The following is a 16,339-nucleotide window of genomic DNA, read 5'->3' on the forward strand; positions in this document are numbered from 1 at the left end:
GACGGGAGGATATTCGCTCAACCGTTAAGAGCGAATGGCGATAGAACGAGTTTGGGTGTTAGTTGCTTACAAGGTAGACCGATTACGGTTCGCCCTCCTCAAGCCGCCGTGATCCGCCCGCCGCGCGACAACATCTCGCCACTCGTCACGATCACCCGATCCCCAAGCTTGACCTGCCCGAAGATCAGCTTCGCAAACGCGGTCGGCACCCCGACGCAGCCATGCGTCGCGTACTTCCCCTCCATCAACGCGCTGCCATGGATCGAAATCCCGTCATTGGTCAGCCGCAGCATGTACGGCATCGGCGCGCCGTATAGGTTCGACACGTGATGCGCGTCCTTCTGCGTGATCTTGAACACCCCCAGCGGCGTCGGTTTCTCGTCCGCGCCATAGATCACCGCAGCCGTCCCGATCTCGTACCCCGCGCGAAAGATCGACAAGGTCTGCGCGACGAGGTCGACGGTGATCACGATCGGCCCCTCGGGCACGCCCTCCGTATCCCAGTAATAGGCGCCATGCCGCAGCGGCTCGGGCACATTCAGCACCCGCTTCACGACATACCCCTCGTCCGGCTCCGCCGCGGCGGCGATAACAGGGGAGGGGACGGTTGCGGCCTTCGGCACGGCTTTCGCGGCAGGCGGCGCAACCTGCGCCTTGACCACCCGGGCCGGCGCTTCCGTCGCGCGAACCTTCACCGGCGATCCCGACAAGGCCAGCCCGCCGATCAGTACGGCGCTGCCCCCTAGAACGGCAAAGGCGATCGCTCGCGTCGTCATGGTTTTGCGCATGGCGTCACCCTATCCCATATTCGTGAACGAAGCCCAGACGTGCCCCGCTACGGAGTGTCCCTGCGCGGGACCAGACAGTTATACCGTGGGTTAACAGCCCGTTCCGGCGCAGTTCAGACCGAATCGCCTAAAGCCTGAAACACGGTCGGACACTTATGCGTTTGTCCCAGGCGGACCGGGCGTAACCAGTAACGGAGTTCGGATGATGAACGGATTTTTGAAGAAGGCAGGTTTGGGGGTAGCCCTCGCAGCGACCGCGCTGACGGCGGCGGTACCGGCCGATGCGCAGCGTTGGGGCCGTGGCGGCTATGGCCGCGGCTGGCATGGCCATCGTGGCGGCGGTAACGCAGCCGGTGCGGCAGTGCTGGGCGGTATCCTTGGCCTGGGTGTCGGCGCAGCGATCGCGAGCAGCAACAATCGCAACCGCTATTACGACCGCGGCTACTACAATGGTGGCTATTACGCGCCGCCGCCGGTGGCGTATTACAGCCCGCCGGTTCGCACCTATTACCGCGAGGATTATCGTCCGCGGTGTTGGAACGAGTGGCGCGTCGATCCCTATTACGGCGACCGAGTATCTGTGCAGGTCTGCAACTGATCCGATCACACCGAGTGCAAGGAGGCGTCGGGAGCAATCCCGGCGCCTCTTTTGCATCACGTGCTTTTTTCTGGCGCGGGGCAGGCGCTTGCCGCTAGACGCGCGACCATGACCGACACGCCAAACACCCCCGAGACCGAAGCCGCCGCCACCCCGGCCGCAACCGGCGACACGCCCCCCGATCGCCTGTCGATCAACCAGCGCAGCCCGTTCTTCCAGCAGGAGCAGCTCGAACGCGGCATCGGCATCCGTTTCAAGGACAAGGTGCGTCACGACGTCGAAGAATATTGCATTTCCGAAGGCTGGATCCGCGTCGCGCTCGGCAAGAAGGTGGATCGCAACGGCAATCCCCTGACGCTGAAGCTGGTCGGCCCGGTCGAAGCCTGGTTCGAGCGCCCTGCCACGTCGGATACAGACGAAGGCTGACCAATCTTCCTCCCTCCCTGAAAGGGAGGGGCCGGGGGTGGGTAGGCCAGCTCGAGTCGCAACCGCCTGAACACGCGGAACCCGACCCACCCCCAACCCCTCCCTTCCAGGGGGGCAAGAACGGACTAGGCGGCCTCCCCCAGGGGAGCGCAGAAGGCCTTTAAGCCGCGACCCCCTCCAGCGCCTCGCTAGCCTCCAGCCACTTGGCCTCGCTAGCCTCCAGCTTCGCATGCACCTCGGCGCGACGCTTGCTCAGATCCCCCATCGACATCCGCGAGAACCGCGGCTCCGCATTCGCCGGATCGACCATCGCCCGATCGAGCGCATTGCGCTCCTTGGTGAACTTCGCGGTCTGCTCCTCGATCTCGCGCAAAGCCTTCCGCAGAGCCGCATCGTTGCTCTTCGCATCGGCGGCGGCCTTCTTCCCCGCCTTCTTGTCGGCCTTCGACGCGGCATCGCCCTTGCCGCTGTCGCCCTTCAGGACGAACGCGATGTAATCGTCGAGGCTGCCGTCGAACTCCTTCGCCGTCCCGTCGTCGACCAGCACCAGCCGATCCGCCGTCAGCTCCAGCATATGCCGGTCATGGCTGACCAGCACGACAGCGCCGGTATACGCGTTGAGCGCTTGCACCAAAGCCTCGCGCGCATCGACGTCCAGATGGTTGGTAGGCTCATCGAGGATCAGCAGGTGCGGCGCATCGCGTGTGATCAGCGCCAGCGCCAGACGCGCGCGCTCGCCACCCGACAGCTTGCCGACCCTGGTCGTCGCCTTGTCGCCGGAGAAGCCAAACCGCCCCAACTGAGCCCGCACGGCCGCCGGCGTCGCGCCCTTCATCAGATGCGACATATGCTCAATCGGCGTATCTGTCGGATCGAGCTCCTCGACCTGATACTGCGTGAAGTACCCGACCTTCATCTTGCCCGACGACGACATCTCGCCATCCATCGGCGTCAGCTGCGCCGCCAGCAGTCGCGCGAGCGTGGTCTTGCCGTTGCCGTTGCGCCCGAGCAGCGCGACCCGGTCGTCGGGATCGAGCCGCATGTTGAGCCGCTTCAGGATCGGCACGTCGGCATAGCCCACCGTCGCCATGTCGAGCGTGATCAACGGCGGGCGCAGTTCGGTCGGGTTGGGGAAGCCGAACGACAGCGTCGGATCATTGTAGCTCTCGGCGATCGGCTGCATCTTCGACAGCATCTTCTGGCGCGACTGTGCCTGCTTCGCCGTGGAAGCCCGCGCGGAATTCTTGGCGATATATTCCTGCAGCTTCTCGCGCTGGACCGCCTGGTTGGCGCGCGCCGCCTCGATCTGCGCGAGCCGTTCGGCGCGCTGCCGCTCGAACGCGTCGTAGCCGCCCGGATACAGCGTGATCTTGCCGCCTTGCAGATGCAGGATGTGATCGACCACGTTGTTGAGGAAATCGCGCTCGTGGCTGACCACTACGATCGTCGCCTTGTAGCCCTTGAGGAAATCCTCGAGCCACATCACCGCTTCGAGATCGAGATGGTTCGAAGGCTCGTCGAGCAGCAGCAGGTCCGGCTGCGAGAACAGCAAAGCGGCAAGTGCCACGCGCATCTTCCAGCCACCCGAAAAGCTGTCGAGCGTCCGCGCCTGCATGTCCTCGTCGAACCCGAGCCCGAGCAGGATCTGCGCGGCGCGGGCGGGCGCGGTATACGCGTCGATCGCGATCAACCGCTCGTACACGTCGCCGAGCCGGTCGGGATCCTCGCTCGTCTCGCTCTCGATCATCAGCGCGGCGCGCTCCAGATCGGCTTCGAGCACGGTTTCGAACGGGGTCTTCACGCCGTGCGGCGCTTCCTGCGCAAGGTAGCCGATTCGCGCGCCCTTCGGCATGTCCGCCGAGCCGTCGTCCGGCTCCAGCTGCCCCGCGATCACGCGCACCATCGTCGACTTGCCCGCACCGTTGCGCCCGATCAGCCCGACGCGCGAGCCCGGTGGCAACGCGGCGGTGGCGCCATCGAGGATAACGCGTCCGCCCAGGCGCACCGTGATATTGTTCAGGTTCAGCATGCGCGAGCCGTTAGCAGATGCAGCATGGTTTTGCGAGGGGAGGGGAAGGGGGCATTACGTCAGTCAAGGTCGGGCCGTGCTCCCCTCCATGAAAGGGAGGGGCAGGGGGTGGGTAGGCCGGTTCGAGCCCCAACGGACGGATCGCGCGGAAACCGACCCACCCCCGGCCCTTCCCTTCCAGGAAGGGGGGAAGACGTTTCAGCCAACCGGGGTGTCACCCTGCTGGCCGTAGCTTGAACGGGGGTTGCGCGGGAGCAACAGCAAGGACAGTTTTCCTCCTACCACCACCCCGGCGAAGGCCGGGGCCCAAGTTGAAAGGCCGTCGTGATGGCGCGGTCCGTCGTTAGCGACGTTCCCCAATTGGGCCCCGGCCTCCGCCGGGGTGGAGCAACTATCGGCACAGCAAACCAAACTCCCTCCCCTTCAGGGGAGGGTAGGGGTGGGGCATTGCCGAAAAAGTCTCGCTCGCGGTGGTGCCCCATCCCAACCCTCTCCTGAAGGGGAGGGAACTCATCAGGTCTGGTCCGAAACGATCGCGTCCGCGCCTTCACCGCCGCCAAGAATCGGAGCCGCCCGCCCACCGACATGAACCCGCACCCCCGAAACCAACCGCGTCTGCACGACCACCGCGTCCGCAACCGTCGAACCAGAACGCGGCACCCCCCGATGCACCGTCACCCCATGCAGCACATCGTCCGGCGCCGCATCCGAGTCCGCGGCGATCTCCCGATTGCCATAATGCACCGAAACCCCAGCAACCTGCGCCGCAACCGCCGTCACACCACCACCGGAAAAGCCGCCATCACGAACCCCAGGCTCTACCCCGGCATAAGCCTGCCGAAACGTCAGCGCCCGCTCCAACGCGCCCTGCCAGCGATAAAACACATGCGCCCCAACCGTCGTGATCCGCGCCAGACTCGACGCCCACCACGGCAGGATGCTGGTCGTATGAAACGACGTCGCCGCCCCGACCGGCGCATATACGCTCCCGCCAAGCGCCGCGCTCGCCACCGCCCGCGCGCGATCCCAAGCCCCCGGCTCGCGCGCCCGGTTCATCGAGCCATCGCAGGTAAAGCTGAACTGGCACCCGGTCCGCCGCTCGGCCCCCTGATACACGACGCCGCAAACGCTGTTCGGAAAGGCCCGGTCGCGCACCCGGTTCAACACCACCTGCGCCACCGCCCGCTGCCCATCCTCAGACTGCGACCGCGCCTCGTAATACACCGCCGCAGTCAGGCAGTCCGCCGCGCGGCTAGCGTCATCGACAGAGTTCGAGGTCAAAAACGGCGGAGCCACGAACGGCGTAGCAGCGGCAAACGGCGCATCCGGCGCTGCCGTCGCGATCTTCGCGGAGATGTCGTCGGGCACATGCAACGCCATCCGGCTCAGCAAGGCGCGCGAGTTCCGCTCCGGCTGGACCCGAGCGATCGCCGCCGGCCGATCCGCCGGCACGCACGACGTCGCCATCACCAGAGCGGGCAGGCTGATCAGCGCATGAGGATAAAGGCCGTAACCCGACGTCTTCATCCCCCCGCTCTAGGCCGCGGGGTTTAGGGACTGGTTAATGGGTTGCGGGAAACGGGCGAAGCGCTCGCTAACGAAGCACACCCCCGTCATCCCGACGAAAGTCGGGACCTCGATCGGCAAGGACGGACGTGGAAGGGCGCGCTCCTTAAAGCTTGCCGCAACCACACCCCGGCGTCCGTCATCCTGACGAACGTCAGGATCCAGGGTAACGAGCGTCCCCCTCAATGGCTCTGGATCCTGACTTTCGTCAGGATGACGGGAAGGGGGCGAGGATAAGGGGAAGGGCCCCTACCTCAGTGAACGAACCGCGCCACCACATCACGATACGACCGAGAAACCTTCACGCTAGCCCCGGAATTCAGCACCAGGAAGCATTCCCCGTTCGTATGCGGCTTGACCTGCTTCACCAGATCCAAATTCACGATCGTCGACCGATGCACCCGCTGGAACCGCCGCGGGTCGAGCCGCTTTTCCAGATCCTTCATCGTCTCGCGCAGGATCAGCGTATTATCGCCGGTATAGATGCACATGTAATCGCCGGCCGCATCGATCCGCTCGATCGTGTCGACATCGACGCGGAAGATCTGCCCGCGATCCTTGATGTTGATGAGCTTCTCGAACCGGTTCGCCGACACGGCATCCCCGTCCGGCATGTCCGCCGCCGCATCGGGCGCGACATCGGCCAGCACTTCGCGCAACCGATCGACCTCCTCGACCCCGCGCTTCTCGCTCAAACGCTGCCGAACCCGTTCGATCGTATCGGCCAGCCGTGATTCCTCGACCGGCTTCATCAGGTAATCGACCGCCTGCGCCTCGAACGCGCGCAACGCATGGTCCGAATACGCCGTGACGAACACGAACAGCGGCGGCTCGACCTCCATCAGGCCTTGCACCACGGAGAACCCGTCGAACCCCGGCATCTGGATATCCAGAAACACGAGGTCGGGCTTGTGCGTCTTGATCGCGCGAATAGCCTCGCGGCCGTTCGAGCATTTTTCGATGATCTCGACGTCTTCATGGGCCTGGAGTCGGAGTTCCAGCCCCTGGATCGCCAGCGGCTCGTCGTCGACGAGAATGGTACGGATGGTCATGCGGCCTCTCTGTTCACGTCTTCCAGCTGATACGGAATCTCGATTTCCACCGAGAAGCCTCCAGCCGGCGTGGAGCGGGTTTCGAAACGGTGGTCGGGGCCATATGCCTGCACCAACCTGTCTCTAATATTAGCGAGCCCCACGCCGGTCGAATGGCTTGAACCGATCCGGCCCTCGATCAAGCCCGGTCCGGTGTCGGATACGGCGATCTGCACCCGTTCCCCGGCAAGACGCACTTCGACGTGGATATCGGCGCCTTCTTCCTGCGGGGTAACGGCGTATTTGATCGCGTTTTCGACGAGGGGTTGCAGCAGCAGCGACGGCAATCTCGCCCGTTCGGCGCGCGGATCGATATCGAACTTCGGCCGCATCCGGTCCTCGAAGCGCATCTTCTCGATCTCCAGATACAGCTTCAGCTGATCCACCTCCTGCGCGACGGTGACATGCGCGGTCGGTTCGTTCGCCAGCGTGTAGCGCAGGAACGACGACAGCCGTGACAACATCGCGTTCGCCCGCTCGGTCTGCTTCAACAGCACGAGCGTCGAGATCGAGTTCAGCGTATTGAACAGGAAATGGGGGTTCAACTGATAGCGCAGCATCGCCAGCTGCGCCGTCGACGCCTGGTTCTCCAGATGCTCCATCTGGTCGATCTGCGCCTCGACGATCAGGTAGAAATTGATCCCGAAATACAGCGCCGACCACCCGAACAGCACGGTGAAGGTGACATACACCGACCCCAGCAACCGCGTCAGAGTCACCCCCGGCGTCGACGTCGCGATGAACGAGAAGGTGAACGCGTCGAGCACCGCGTACAGGAACGTCGCTGCGGCGAGAGTCGCGATCGTCAGGAAAATCCCGACCAGCCGGTTCATCTGCCGATACTGGCCGTACATCGTCGAGAGCAGCAGCGTGATGCAGTATCCGACGATCGCCTCGACGATCACCGGGATCACCCCGTCGAGCGACAGCCCGTTCGAGATCGAGACGACCCCGCGCAGCAGCAGGTAGCCGCTCCACCCGACCGCCTGCAGGATCCAGAACGCCCGCGCCTTGTTCTCGAAGAACGGGCGCGCGGTGAAGGGCAGGCGTCGGGCCGAGTTCAGGGCGGAGGAGCCAGGGTGCGGGGCGGAAGAATTAGCCATCGGCCTGCGCTCTTACACGCGGCTAGCGGTGTGCGCAAAAGTCGAACGGTGGCGGGAAGTACGCAATCCTCACCAACGCGACAGCGCCCGGACATTAAATTGGCCGCCGTTCCATACGGAACGACGGCCGTTTAACCGACTAGATATTCGTTCGATTAGAAGCTGAAGCGAGCGCCGACGCGGACCGAGTAGAGCGACTGACGCGCATAGATCGTGTCGGACGGTGTCGAGGCAGGAGCGCTGTAGCGATACTGCGCGCAAGCCTGACTGGAGTTGCCCGTTAGTGCTGCGCCCGGCGCTGTACCGGTAGCGACTGGAGCCTGAAGGCACTGCACGCGTACGGCTGGGATCGTATACGGGAACTGATACTCGCGAATCTGACCCCAATTCTTGTTCAGCAGATTGGTGACGTTCTCTATATCCGCAAACAGCTGAATACGGCTCTTGCCGACGAACGTCGGGATTTCCTGCGAGATGTGAAGATCGAAACGTGTGAACCACTTCGAGTTAAAGCCGTTGCGTGGCGCGATCTTGCCACGATACTTATCCAGCCCGGTCGAGTTGATGAGCGCCTCGAACGTGTTCTGCGTCGCAACGCTGTCGTATGACACCAGCGCGTCGCTGGTCGACGTCGGCACGTACAGCAGGTAGCGCGACGCGCTGCCGATCGTGCCGAACACCGGTGAGCGGGCCGACGACAGGTCCTGCATGGTGTAGCTGTACGGGCGACCGATCCGCGTCTCTCCGAACAGCGTAAAGTTGGTCTTGTAGTCGCCGAAGAACGCGTGGTTGAAGCTGACGTTATACTTGATGTTGTGCTTCACCTGGTCGTTAGAGATGCCGTAGGCAGCGCCATTGGCGTCGAGGAACGCCCCGTTCCCGTAGTTGGATGATGCGGTCGACGACGTTGCCGGCGCCTGATCCTTGACGTCCTGATACGTGTAGCTGACACTCAGGTTCAGACCGAAATCGAAATCCTTACTGACACGAGCGACGCCGATGTAGCTGCGGCCGCGCGACGTATTGGTAAGCAACAGGTCCGAGTTGGTGTCGGCGAAGTTTGTTGCCGAGGCGTAGCGCACTCGACCATCAGGGGTGCGGAGTGCGGTTGGCACGACACGCAAGTCGGTGAAGAACACTTGGTTGCGCACGTCGGACCACAGGAAGTCAGCGCCGAAGTGCCAGCCGTCGCCGAACGTCCCACCCCAATTAGGATCGAAGTCAGCCGACAGCGTACCACGCCACTGCGACGGCACCTTGAAGTTCGGGTCGAGCGCGTTCGTCGGCGACAGCTGATTCACCGCCGCATTGTTCAGGACGCCATTGGCCGCAGTGGGGACCGTGGTGCCGTTGACGTTGGTCAGGATGGCCGCGCCGCTGGTCTGTGCGCCCGCGCCGGTGAGGCCCGGGACGACATAGCTATTGTTGTTGTTCTGGCGAACGTCGATCGCGTTCGTCAGGAAGCCCGTATTCGAGAAGCTGTTGGATACGTACACGTCGGGCGAGCCGCCCGAGAATATGCCGATGCCGCCGCGGAACGAGAACTCGGACGCAGGCTTCAGTTCGAAACCGACGCGCGGCTGGAACACGCCACGACCCGAGATGTATGCCGTGTTCGGGAAGTTGTAACGCGTCAGGAACGCCGAGTTCAGTTCCGGACGGCTTTTGCCGCCGAACATGTCGTAGCGAGCACCATAGGACAGCGTCAGCAGGTCGCTGACACGCCACGTATCCTGAATGCCGAACGTGTAGGACTGATAGCGGAAGCGTGCAGCGCCGTCGATCGGATCGAGGCTGGGTACGGCGTTGCCGTAGCGGAAGCGCTGCGCGTTGCCCGCCTGGAAGTCGGCGATTGAGTCGAAATAATAATCACCGGCGGTGCGTTGCACGAACAGGTTGAAGATCTTCGAGTCGGAAAACTCGCCGAAGACGCGCAGATCATGATTATCGCGCGTCAGCCGGCCCTGGACGAGGCCACCAAAGGTGCGGCTGGTCAACTGGTTGGACTGACGAGAGATATCCGGTCCGAACGACACGTTGCCGAAGCCGGACTGGCATGTGCTGGATAGATCGTTGTTGCCACCCGTTCCGGTGGTGCGATCTGACGTCGGTGCAGTGCAGACCTGCATTTGGGCGAAACCGCGACCCAAGATCGGGTCCTGACCACGCTTGTAATCCTTGTAGAACCCACGGACTTCCGTCGAGAACTCGTCGGTCCAGTCACTGTTCAACTGCGCGACGCCGGTGTGCAGCCGGTTCGAGCCGATATAACCATTCGATTCGAGGCCAAGGCCTGGCGTTCCCGTAACGAAGGTGTTCTGCCCAAGCTGGATCGAGTCCTTCGTGTACAGATACGTGATCGACGCGCGTTGTGTATCGGACAGATTGGCATCGAGACGTGCTACCAGGCGATCGTCGCGATCGTTCGAATCCTGCAGGATACCGCCGGTGTCATAGCCATAGCGCGACTGCGCGATCTGCTGGATCTGCGATACCTGTCCATCGGTGATGTTGGGGACGACGGTGCCAGCATTGGTACCCGCCGTGCCTTCGACGATCGGCGTGTTGGCGCGGATGCGCTCGCCGGCGATCATGAAGAACAACTTGTCCTTGATGATCGGGCCTGAAAGCTCTGCACCGAAATTCTCGAACTTAAACTCAGGAATGTTGACGCGACCGGTTGGAATACCAGCCCCGGCCTTAGTGCGTTTGCCCGTCAGGCCGTCGTCCGAATAGGCATAGAAACCGGTGCCATGGAACTCGTTGGTGCCTGACTTCAGGATGGCGTTGATCGCACCGCCCTGAAAATTGCCCTCACGAACGTCGTACGGCGCGACCTTGGTCTGGAACTGACCGATGGAGTCGAAAGGAATTGGCGAGCGGCGGGTTGGCAGACCATCCGGATTGAGGCCGAAATTGTCGGTGACCGGCACGCCGTCGACCGAGAAGCGATTGAAGCGGGCATTCTGACCGGCGAACGACACTGCGCGGCCGCCCGACGGCGTATCGTCGAGACGCGCGAACGGATCGCGGCGCATTAGATCGCGTACGTCGCGGTTGACCGAAGCGACCGAACCGATCTGCTCGGCGTTCAGGACGGTAGCGGGTCCCTGGCTGACGTTGCGCGCACGCGGCAACGACGACGCAGTGACGACGATCTCGTCGCCGCCTGCGTTGCCGGCAGCCAATTCGACTGGAAGCTCGAAAGATTGTGCAACGGTGGTTTGGATGTCGGTGACCGACACATCCGAGTAACCCGTCGCAGAAACGGTGACGGTGAATGGCCCGCCGACGCGTAGACCGGATGCGTTGAAGCTACCCGATGCGTCGGTCGTCTGCACCGAGCGCGAACCCGACGGGACGTTGAGAATCGTAACAGTCGCGCCGACGACAGGCGCGCCATTCGCGGTTACCGTGCCGCGGATCGAGGAGGTCGTTTCCTGCGCGGACGCAGTCATTGGGGCGATCAGCGCAATCGCTGCCGCACCCAGAAATAGGTTGTTACGCATTGAAGTTCCCCTTTGAGCTTCTGCTCGAGATCCGCGACTTTTCGTTCGGCCTGCCGCGCCCCTGCACGTGGGATATTTCGGTTCTGTGACATTGGCGAGTCGGGAAGTGTCACAGACACAATCAGTGATGGTGCGTTGCAAAAAAGCCACGCAATTGAACCAATTCTGGGGCTCCGGAACCGACTTCGCCAAATGACGTGTTCGGCTTCAGCTCGCGGCGACGATCTCCGCCCACGCGGCTTCAGTGATGACGCGGATGCCGAGTTCGGTGGCCTTCTTCAGTTTCGAGCCCGCGCCGGGGCCTGCGATCACCAAACCCGTCTTGCTCGATACCGACGCGGCGACGCGCGCGCCGAGCGCTTCCGCCTGCGCTTTGGCCTCGTCGCGGCTGAGCGTTTCCAGGCTGCCGGTGAAGACGAGGATCTGGCCCGTCACCGGCGACTCGCGGGTTTCGTGGACCACGTCCGCAGGCTTCACTTCCCGCAACAGGTCGAACACGACTCGGCGGTTGTGCGGCTCGGCGCAGAAGCCGACCAGCGCGCTGGCGACCTCGGGGCCGATCCCCGCGGTCTCGATCGCTCCGACCAGCAGCTTGTCGCGCCGAAGGATGAACTTCCGCTCGGGCTCGCCGATCACGGGTTCGATCCGACTGCGCAGGAACACCGCGTGACGCAACACCGAGCCCAGCGCCTTGGCCGACACATAGCGTCGCGCAAGGTCACGCGCGGTGATCTCGCCGACATGGCGGATGCCGAGGGAGAACAGGAATCGGTCGAGCGGGATCGTCCGCTTGGTCTCGATCGCGGCGATGACTTTGGCCGCCCACACGCGCCCGTCTTTCTTCCTCGCCGCTAGCTGTTCCTCGGTCAGGCGGAAGATGTCAGCGGGCGATTCGATCAGGCCGTCGCGGAAGAACGCTTCGATCAGCGTCTGGCCGAGCCCGCCGATGTCGAACGCATGGCGCGAGGCGAAGTGGATAAGCCGTTCGACCCGCTGCGCCGGGCAGATCAGCCCGCCGGTGCAGCGATAGACGACCTCGCCCTCCTCGCGCTCGGCCGCGGACCCGCATTCGGGGCAGACATGCGGGAAGACATACGCCTCGCGCTCGACGTCCGGCGTCAGGTTCTCGACGATCTGCGGGATCACGTCGCCGGCACGCTGGACGAGCACGCGGTCGCCCGGCCGCACGCCGAGCCGCTCGATCTCGTCCGCGTTGTGCAGCGTCGCGTTAGTCACGACGACACCGCCGACCGTCACGGGAGAGAGGCGCGCAACGGGGGTCATCGCGCCGGTCCGTCCGACCTGGATATCGATCCGTTCGAGCAACGTCTGCGCGCGCTCGGCGGGGAATTTGTGCGCGATCGCCCAGCGCGGCGCCTTGGCGACCTGGCCGAGTCGCGCCTGCCAGTCGAGCCGATCGACCTTGTAGACCACGCCGTCGATGTCGAACGGCAGGTCGGCACGCACGGCCTCGATCCGACGATACACGTCGAGCGCCGCCGCCGTTCCTTCGACCCGAGCGAACCCATCGGCGATCGGAAAGCCCCAACCGCGCAGGGTGTCGACGACCTCGGCCTGGGTCTCGCCCGGCACGACGCTCGCCTCGCCCCAGCCATGCGCGAGGAATCGCAGTGTCCGACTGGCGGTCACGGTCGCGTCCTTCTGGCGCAGTGATCCCGCGGCGGCGTTGCGCGGATTGGCGAACTGTCGTGCGTCCTTGCCGGTCTCTTCGGCCTCGGCAAGCAGGCGCGCATTGAGCGCAGCGAAGTCGTCCTTCGCCATATAGACCTCGCCCCGAACTTCGAAGATCGCGGGGGCTTCACCCTGCAAGGTCTGCGGGATGTCGCTGATGGTTCGGACGTTCGCCGTAACATCCTCGCCGACCTGCCCATCGCCCCGCGTCAGCGCCTGAACCAGCCGCCCGTCCTCATATCGCAGCGAACACGACAACCCGTCGATCTTCGGCTCCGCGGTCAGCGCCACCGGCGTGTCCTCCGCCAGCTTCAGGAACCGGCGCACGCGCGCGACGAATTCCTCGACCTCCTCGTCCGCGAACGCATTGTCGAGGCTCATCATCGCCTTGGCATGCGCGACCTTCGCCAGATGCCCGGCAGGTGCCGCGCCCACGGTCCGGCTAGGCGAATCGCTCCGCACCGCGCCCGGGAACGCCGCCTCGATCGCCGCATTGCGCCGCACCAGCGCGTCATACTCGGCATCGCTGATCTCGGGCGCGTCGTCGGTATGATAGCGCGCATTATGATACGCGATCTGCGCGGCGAGCGTCTCCAGCTCGGCGGCGGCTTCGGTCTCGGTCGCGGGAAGGTCGGGCATCGCGCCGGGTTAGGGGAGGGCGCCACCTTTCGACAAGACCTGGATCAACATCGTGTGAACATTCGCCCGACTTGCGCGCTGACATACCAAGACATTTTCCGGGACACGCAATCATGACAGATACCAGCCGCCGAGACCTCTTCAAGGGCGCCGCCGTCACCGGCCTCGCCGCCGCAGCAGCCCCCGCCTTCGCGCAAGGGCAGGGGGCGGGGCAGGCGCAACTCGCCGATCCGCAGACGCGCTTCGTCTCGACGCCCTTCCCCGAACAGCGCCAGAAATGGCCCGCCCTCCAGCGCGACATGCGCCCCGTCCCGGATTGTGGCGAGGCGAGCTATCGCGGTTCCGGTCGTCTCCAGGGTCGTAAGGCGCTGGTCACCGGCGGCGACTCGGGCATCGGTCGCGCCGCGGTGATCGCGTTCTCGCGCGAAGGCGCCGACGTCGCGATCAACTATTACCCGACCGAGGAACCCGACGCGCAGGACGTTGCCAAGATGCTCCGCGCCGAGGGCCGCAAAGTCGTGCTGATCCCCGGCGACCTAACCGATGCGAAATTCTGCAACGACCTCATTGCGCGCGCCGCGCGGGAACTCGGCGGGCTAGACATCCTCGTCAACAACGCCGCCTACCAGCAGTCCAAGGCATCGATCGCCGAGATCAGCTTCGAACAGTTCGACCGCACGATGAAGACCAACGTCTACGCGATGTTCCACCTCTGCAAGGCTGCGATCCCGCTGATGAAGCCGGGCGCGTCGATCATCAACACCGGCTCGGTCAATTCGGTCGATCCTGGCGAGGAACTGCTCGATTATGCGACCACCAAGGGCGCGATCCTGATCTTCACCAAGGGGCTGGCGAAACAGCTCGGCAAGAAGGGCATCCGCGTCAACATGGTCGCACCGGGACCGGTCTGGACGCCGCTCCAGGTCGCCGGCGGGCAGCTGCCGGGTAAGATGGGCGAGTTCGGCCAGGACACCCCGCTCGGCCGCGCGGGCCAGCCGGCCGAACTGGCGTCGCTGTTCGTGACGCTCGCGGAGACGGGCACAAGCTTCACCAGCGGCAGCGCCTTCGCGGCGACCGGCGGCAGCGGGGTACTGTAAAGCGCCTATCGTCCACTCGCTCGCCCTCTCACACCACCCCGGCGAAGGCCGGGGCCCAGTTGGCAAGACCATTGCAACCAAGTGCCGAATTCACCAACTATCGTGCCCCAACTGGGCCCCGGCCTTCGCCGGGGTGGACATGGGGAGGGTGCGATGAAAACAGCAGTTACACTGTTCGTGATGCTCTGCTCGGCTCCCGCCACGGCGCAGCGCACCTCCCCCACACCGGCCCCGGCGATCGGCCAGGACTGGAACGACGGTTCGTCCGCCGACGACCGGCTCCAGCAATCGTTATGGCCGCGCCCCGACGCCAGTGCCGCCGGGCTAGACGACATGATCCATACCGAACAGGCGCCGATCCACGCCGCGATCCACGAAGACGGCGCGTTCGGCAGTCGTGCGCCACACGGCCTGCGGAAAGTGAGCGGCGACTATATCGTCGTGCCGGTGCTGAAGATTCATTTTGGTCATCCCCGGCAGGCGACACCCTGACCCACGGCGCCCCACCCCAGTTCTCCCGCGAACGCGGGAGCCTAGGGTTACGGATGCTGTGGATGGTATCCTGGACCCCCGCCTCCGCGGGGAAACACTACCGGTGGTAGATCGACCTGAGTGTGAGCGCCCTCAAGCCTGCTCCAGCAACCGCTCCGCCTGAGTCCGCGCCTCGTCCGCAATAGTCGCCTCTGACAACATCTTCGCAATCTGTGTGGATCGGTCATCCTCCCGTGCCGTGCGGCAGATCGAGGTCAGGCGATGATAGCCGCGGTTGCGACAAGTTGCTGGTCGTCGATCGTTTTTATGGAGTCGTCGATCTGTTTCAGCGCCTCGCCGCGCTCGCTTTCGATGCGCTGACGTTCCGAAACGAGGTTCAGCACGCCGGCATCCGTCTGCATCGCCGTCGGATCTGCACCGGCTGTGCGGATCGAGGCGATCGCGCCATCGAGTTGCGTCAAGGCACCGTCGAATTGTGCCGCGACCTGCTGTCGTTTGTCGTTCAGATCGGTCCGATAGCAAGCGTATACGCCAGCGCTTGCCTCCGCAGCCTTCGTCTTGATCGTACCCGTCAGTGCATCGGCACTCTCGCCGAGCTTCTTGCCACGGTCCAGCAACGTCTGTGCTTCAGCCTTGACGTCGTGGAGCGTGATTTCGGGAATTTTGATCTTCCATTCCTGCTTCTTCATCTGAAACTCGGGGATCTTCGTCGAAAGATCCGTTCGGTCCATCCTGAATTCGGGAATGCTCATCGAGATGGATTGCTTTCGCATTTCCGTATGCGGCATGTTCGTGATGATATCCTTCCACTTTACCGTGCATTTAAATCCGTGGCATTTGAACTGGGGATATTGGCCGGTCTTGGTCGGTCGCATGACGATCGTCGGATTGTCCCAGATTATTGCGCGTGTCTTCATCGTCGTTTGCGGCAGATCGAGCGACATGGCGTGGATCTTCATGATCATGCTCGGCAGATGGAAGACCCAGCGTTGCTCCTTCATCTTCATTTCGACGGTGCCGCTGATCGACAGGTTTCCACCCGCCTTCTGGATCGCGTCACCTTCGGTCTGGAGGGCGGCCTGCTCATCCTTGTAGTCGGTTTCCAAAGCCGCCATCGCCGCCACCTTATCGTCGCAGTTCGTTTGCGCCGACCCGGTCGTCGGTATGAAGGTCATCGTGCTCGCCGCCAGCAGCGCGGCTTTTGGATATCGTGTCATCCTGCGATCCCTCGGGTGCGTCCCCTGATTGAGACGGGCACAGGCTAGACCGTCGAACGCCAGCATCGAGAAGGGACGTCACCGCAATGGTG

12 protein-coding genes are annotated in these 16,339 nt (G+C 63.7%); 4 read left to right on the forward strand and 8 right to left on the reverse strand.

Annotated features, from left to right (window positions below):
• Positions 1–98: 98 nt before the first annotated feature.
• Positions 99–788: a L,D-transpeptidase family protein gene (locus H8S47_RS09015; protein ID WP_235982716.1), complete on the reverse strand. Its 690-nt coding sequence runs from the start codon at positions 786–788 to the stop codon at positions 99–101.
• Between the two features lie 205 nt (positions 789–993).
• Here H8S47_RS09015 and H8S47_RS09020 point away from each other — a divergent pair, with 205 nt between their 5' ends.
• Together H8S47_RS09020 and H8S47_RS09025 are read left to right on the forward strand one after the other, a co-directional pair.
• A complete protein-coding gene (locus H8S47_RS09020) occupies positions 994–1,386 on the forward strand; it encodes a hypothetical protein (RefSeq protein ID WP_187503548.1) in 393 nt (130 codons plus the stop codon).
• Positions 1,387–1,494: 108 nt separating this feature from the next.
• Positions 1,495–1,812: a DUF3297 family protein gene (locus H8S47_RS09025; protein ID WP_187503549.1), complete on the forward strand. Its 318-nt coding sequence runs from the start codon at positions 1,495–1,497 to the stop codon at positions 1,810–1,812.
• Between the two features lie 160 nt (positions 1,813–1,972).
• Here H8S47_RS09025 and H8S47_RS09030 read toward each other — a convergent pair whose 3' ends face one another.
• From H8S47_RS09030 to ligA, 6 genes are all read right to left on the reverse strand, one after another.
• Entirely contained in the window at positions 1,973–3,841 is a 1,869-nt protein-coding gene (locus H8S47_RS09030) for an ABC-F family ATP-binding cassette domain-containing protein (RefSeq protein ID WP_187503550.1), read from the reverse strand.
• A gap of 513 nt (positions 3,842–4,354) precedes the next feature.
• On the reverse strand, positions 4,355–5,368 hold the full coding sequence (locus H8S47_RS09035) for a cell wall hydrolase (protein WP_187503551.1): 1,014 nt from the start codon (positions 5,366–5,368) through the stop codon (positions 4,355–4,357).
• Positions 5,369–5,661: 293 nt separating this feature from the next.
• Positions 5,662–6,459, reverse strand: a complete 798-nt coding sequence (locus H8S47_RS09040) for a LytR/AlgR family response regulator transcription factor (protein ID WP_031393111.1) — start codon at positions 6,457–6,459, stop codon at positions 5,662–5,664.
• On the reverse strand, positions 6,456–7,601 hold the full coding sequence (locus H8S47_RS09045) for a sensor histidine kinase (protein WP_187503552.1): 1,146 nt from the start codon (positions 7,599–7,601) through the stop codon (positions 6,456–6,458). Before H8S47_RS09045 ends, H8S47_RS09040 begins: the two co-directional genes overlap by 4 nt.
• Positions 7,602–7,756: 155 nt before the next feature.
• Positions 7,757–11,110 carry a TonB-dependent receptor gene (locus H8S47_RS09050; RefSeq protein WP_187503553.1) on the reverse strand — a complete coding sequence of 1,118 codons (3,354 nt, stop codon included), beginning with the start codon at positions 11,108–11,110 and terminating at the stop codon, positions 7,757–7,759.
• Positions 11,111–11,317: 207 nt separating this feature from the next.
• On the reverse strand, positions 11,318–13,441 hold the full coding sequence (gene ligA, locus H8S47_RS09055; RefSeq protein ID WP_187503554.1) for an NAD-dependent DNA ligase LigA: 2,124 nt from the start codon (positions 13,439–13,441) through the stop codon (positions 11,318–11,320).
• A 113-nt stretch (positions 13,442–13,554) separates the two neighbouring features.
• Here ligA and H8S47_RS09060 point away from each other — a divergent pair, with 113 nt between their 5' ends.
• Together H8S47_RS09060 and H8S47_RS09065 are read left to right on the forward strand one after the other, a co-directional pair.
• On the forward strand, positions 13,555–14,538 hold the full coding sequence (locus tag H8S47_RS09060) for an SDR family oxidoreductase (RefSeq protein WP_187503555.1): 984 nt from the start codon (positions 13,555–13,557) through the stop codon (positions 14,536–14,538).
• A 153-nt stretch (positions 14,539–14,691) separates the two neighbouring features.
• Positions 14,692–15,030 (forward strand): hypothetical protein, encoded by a 339-nt coding sequence (locus tag H8S47_RS09065; protein WP_187503556.1) that lies wholly within the window; start codon positions 14,692–14,694, stop codon positions 15,028–15,030.
• A gap of 254 nt (positions 15,031–15,284) precedes the next feature.
• Here H8S47_RS09065 and H8S47_RS09070 read toward each other — a convergent pair whose 3' ends face one another.
• The gene (locus H8S47_RS09070) at positions 15,285–16,313 is read right to left on the reverse strand and encodes a hypothetical protein (RefSeq protein ID WP_187503557.1); all 1,029 of its coding nucleotides are present in this window, start codon (positions 16,311–16,313) and stop codon (positions 15,285–15,287) included.
• Positions 16,314–16,339: the final 26 nt, after the last annotated feature.

It is taken from the genome of Sphingomonas albertensis, from assembly GCF_014358075.1.
Lineage (GTDB): Bacteria > Pseudomonadota > Alphaproteobacteria > Sphingomonadales > Sphingomonadaceae > Sphingomonas > Sphingomonas albertensis.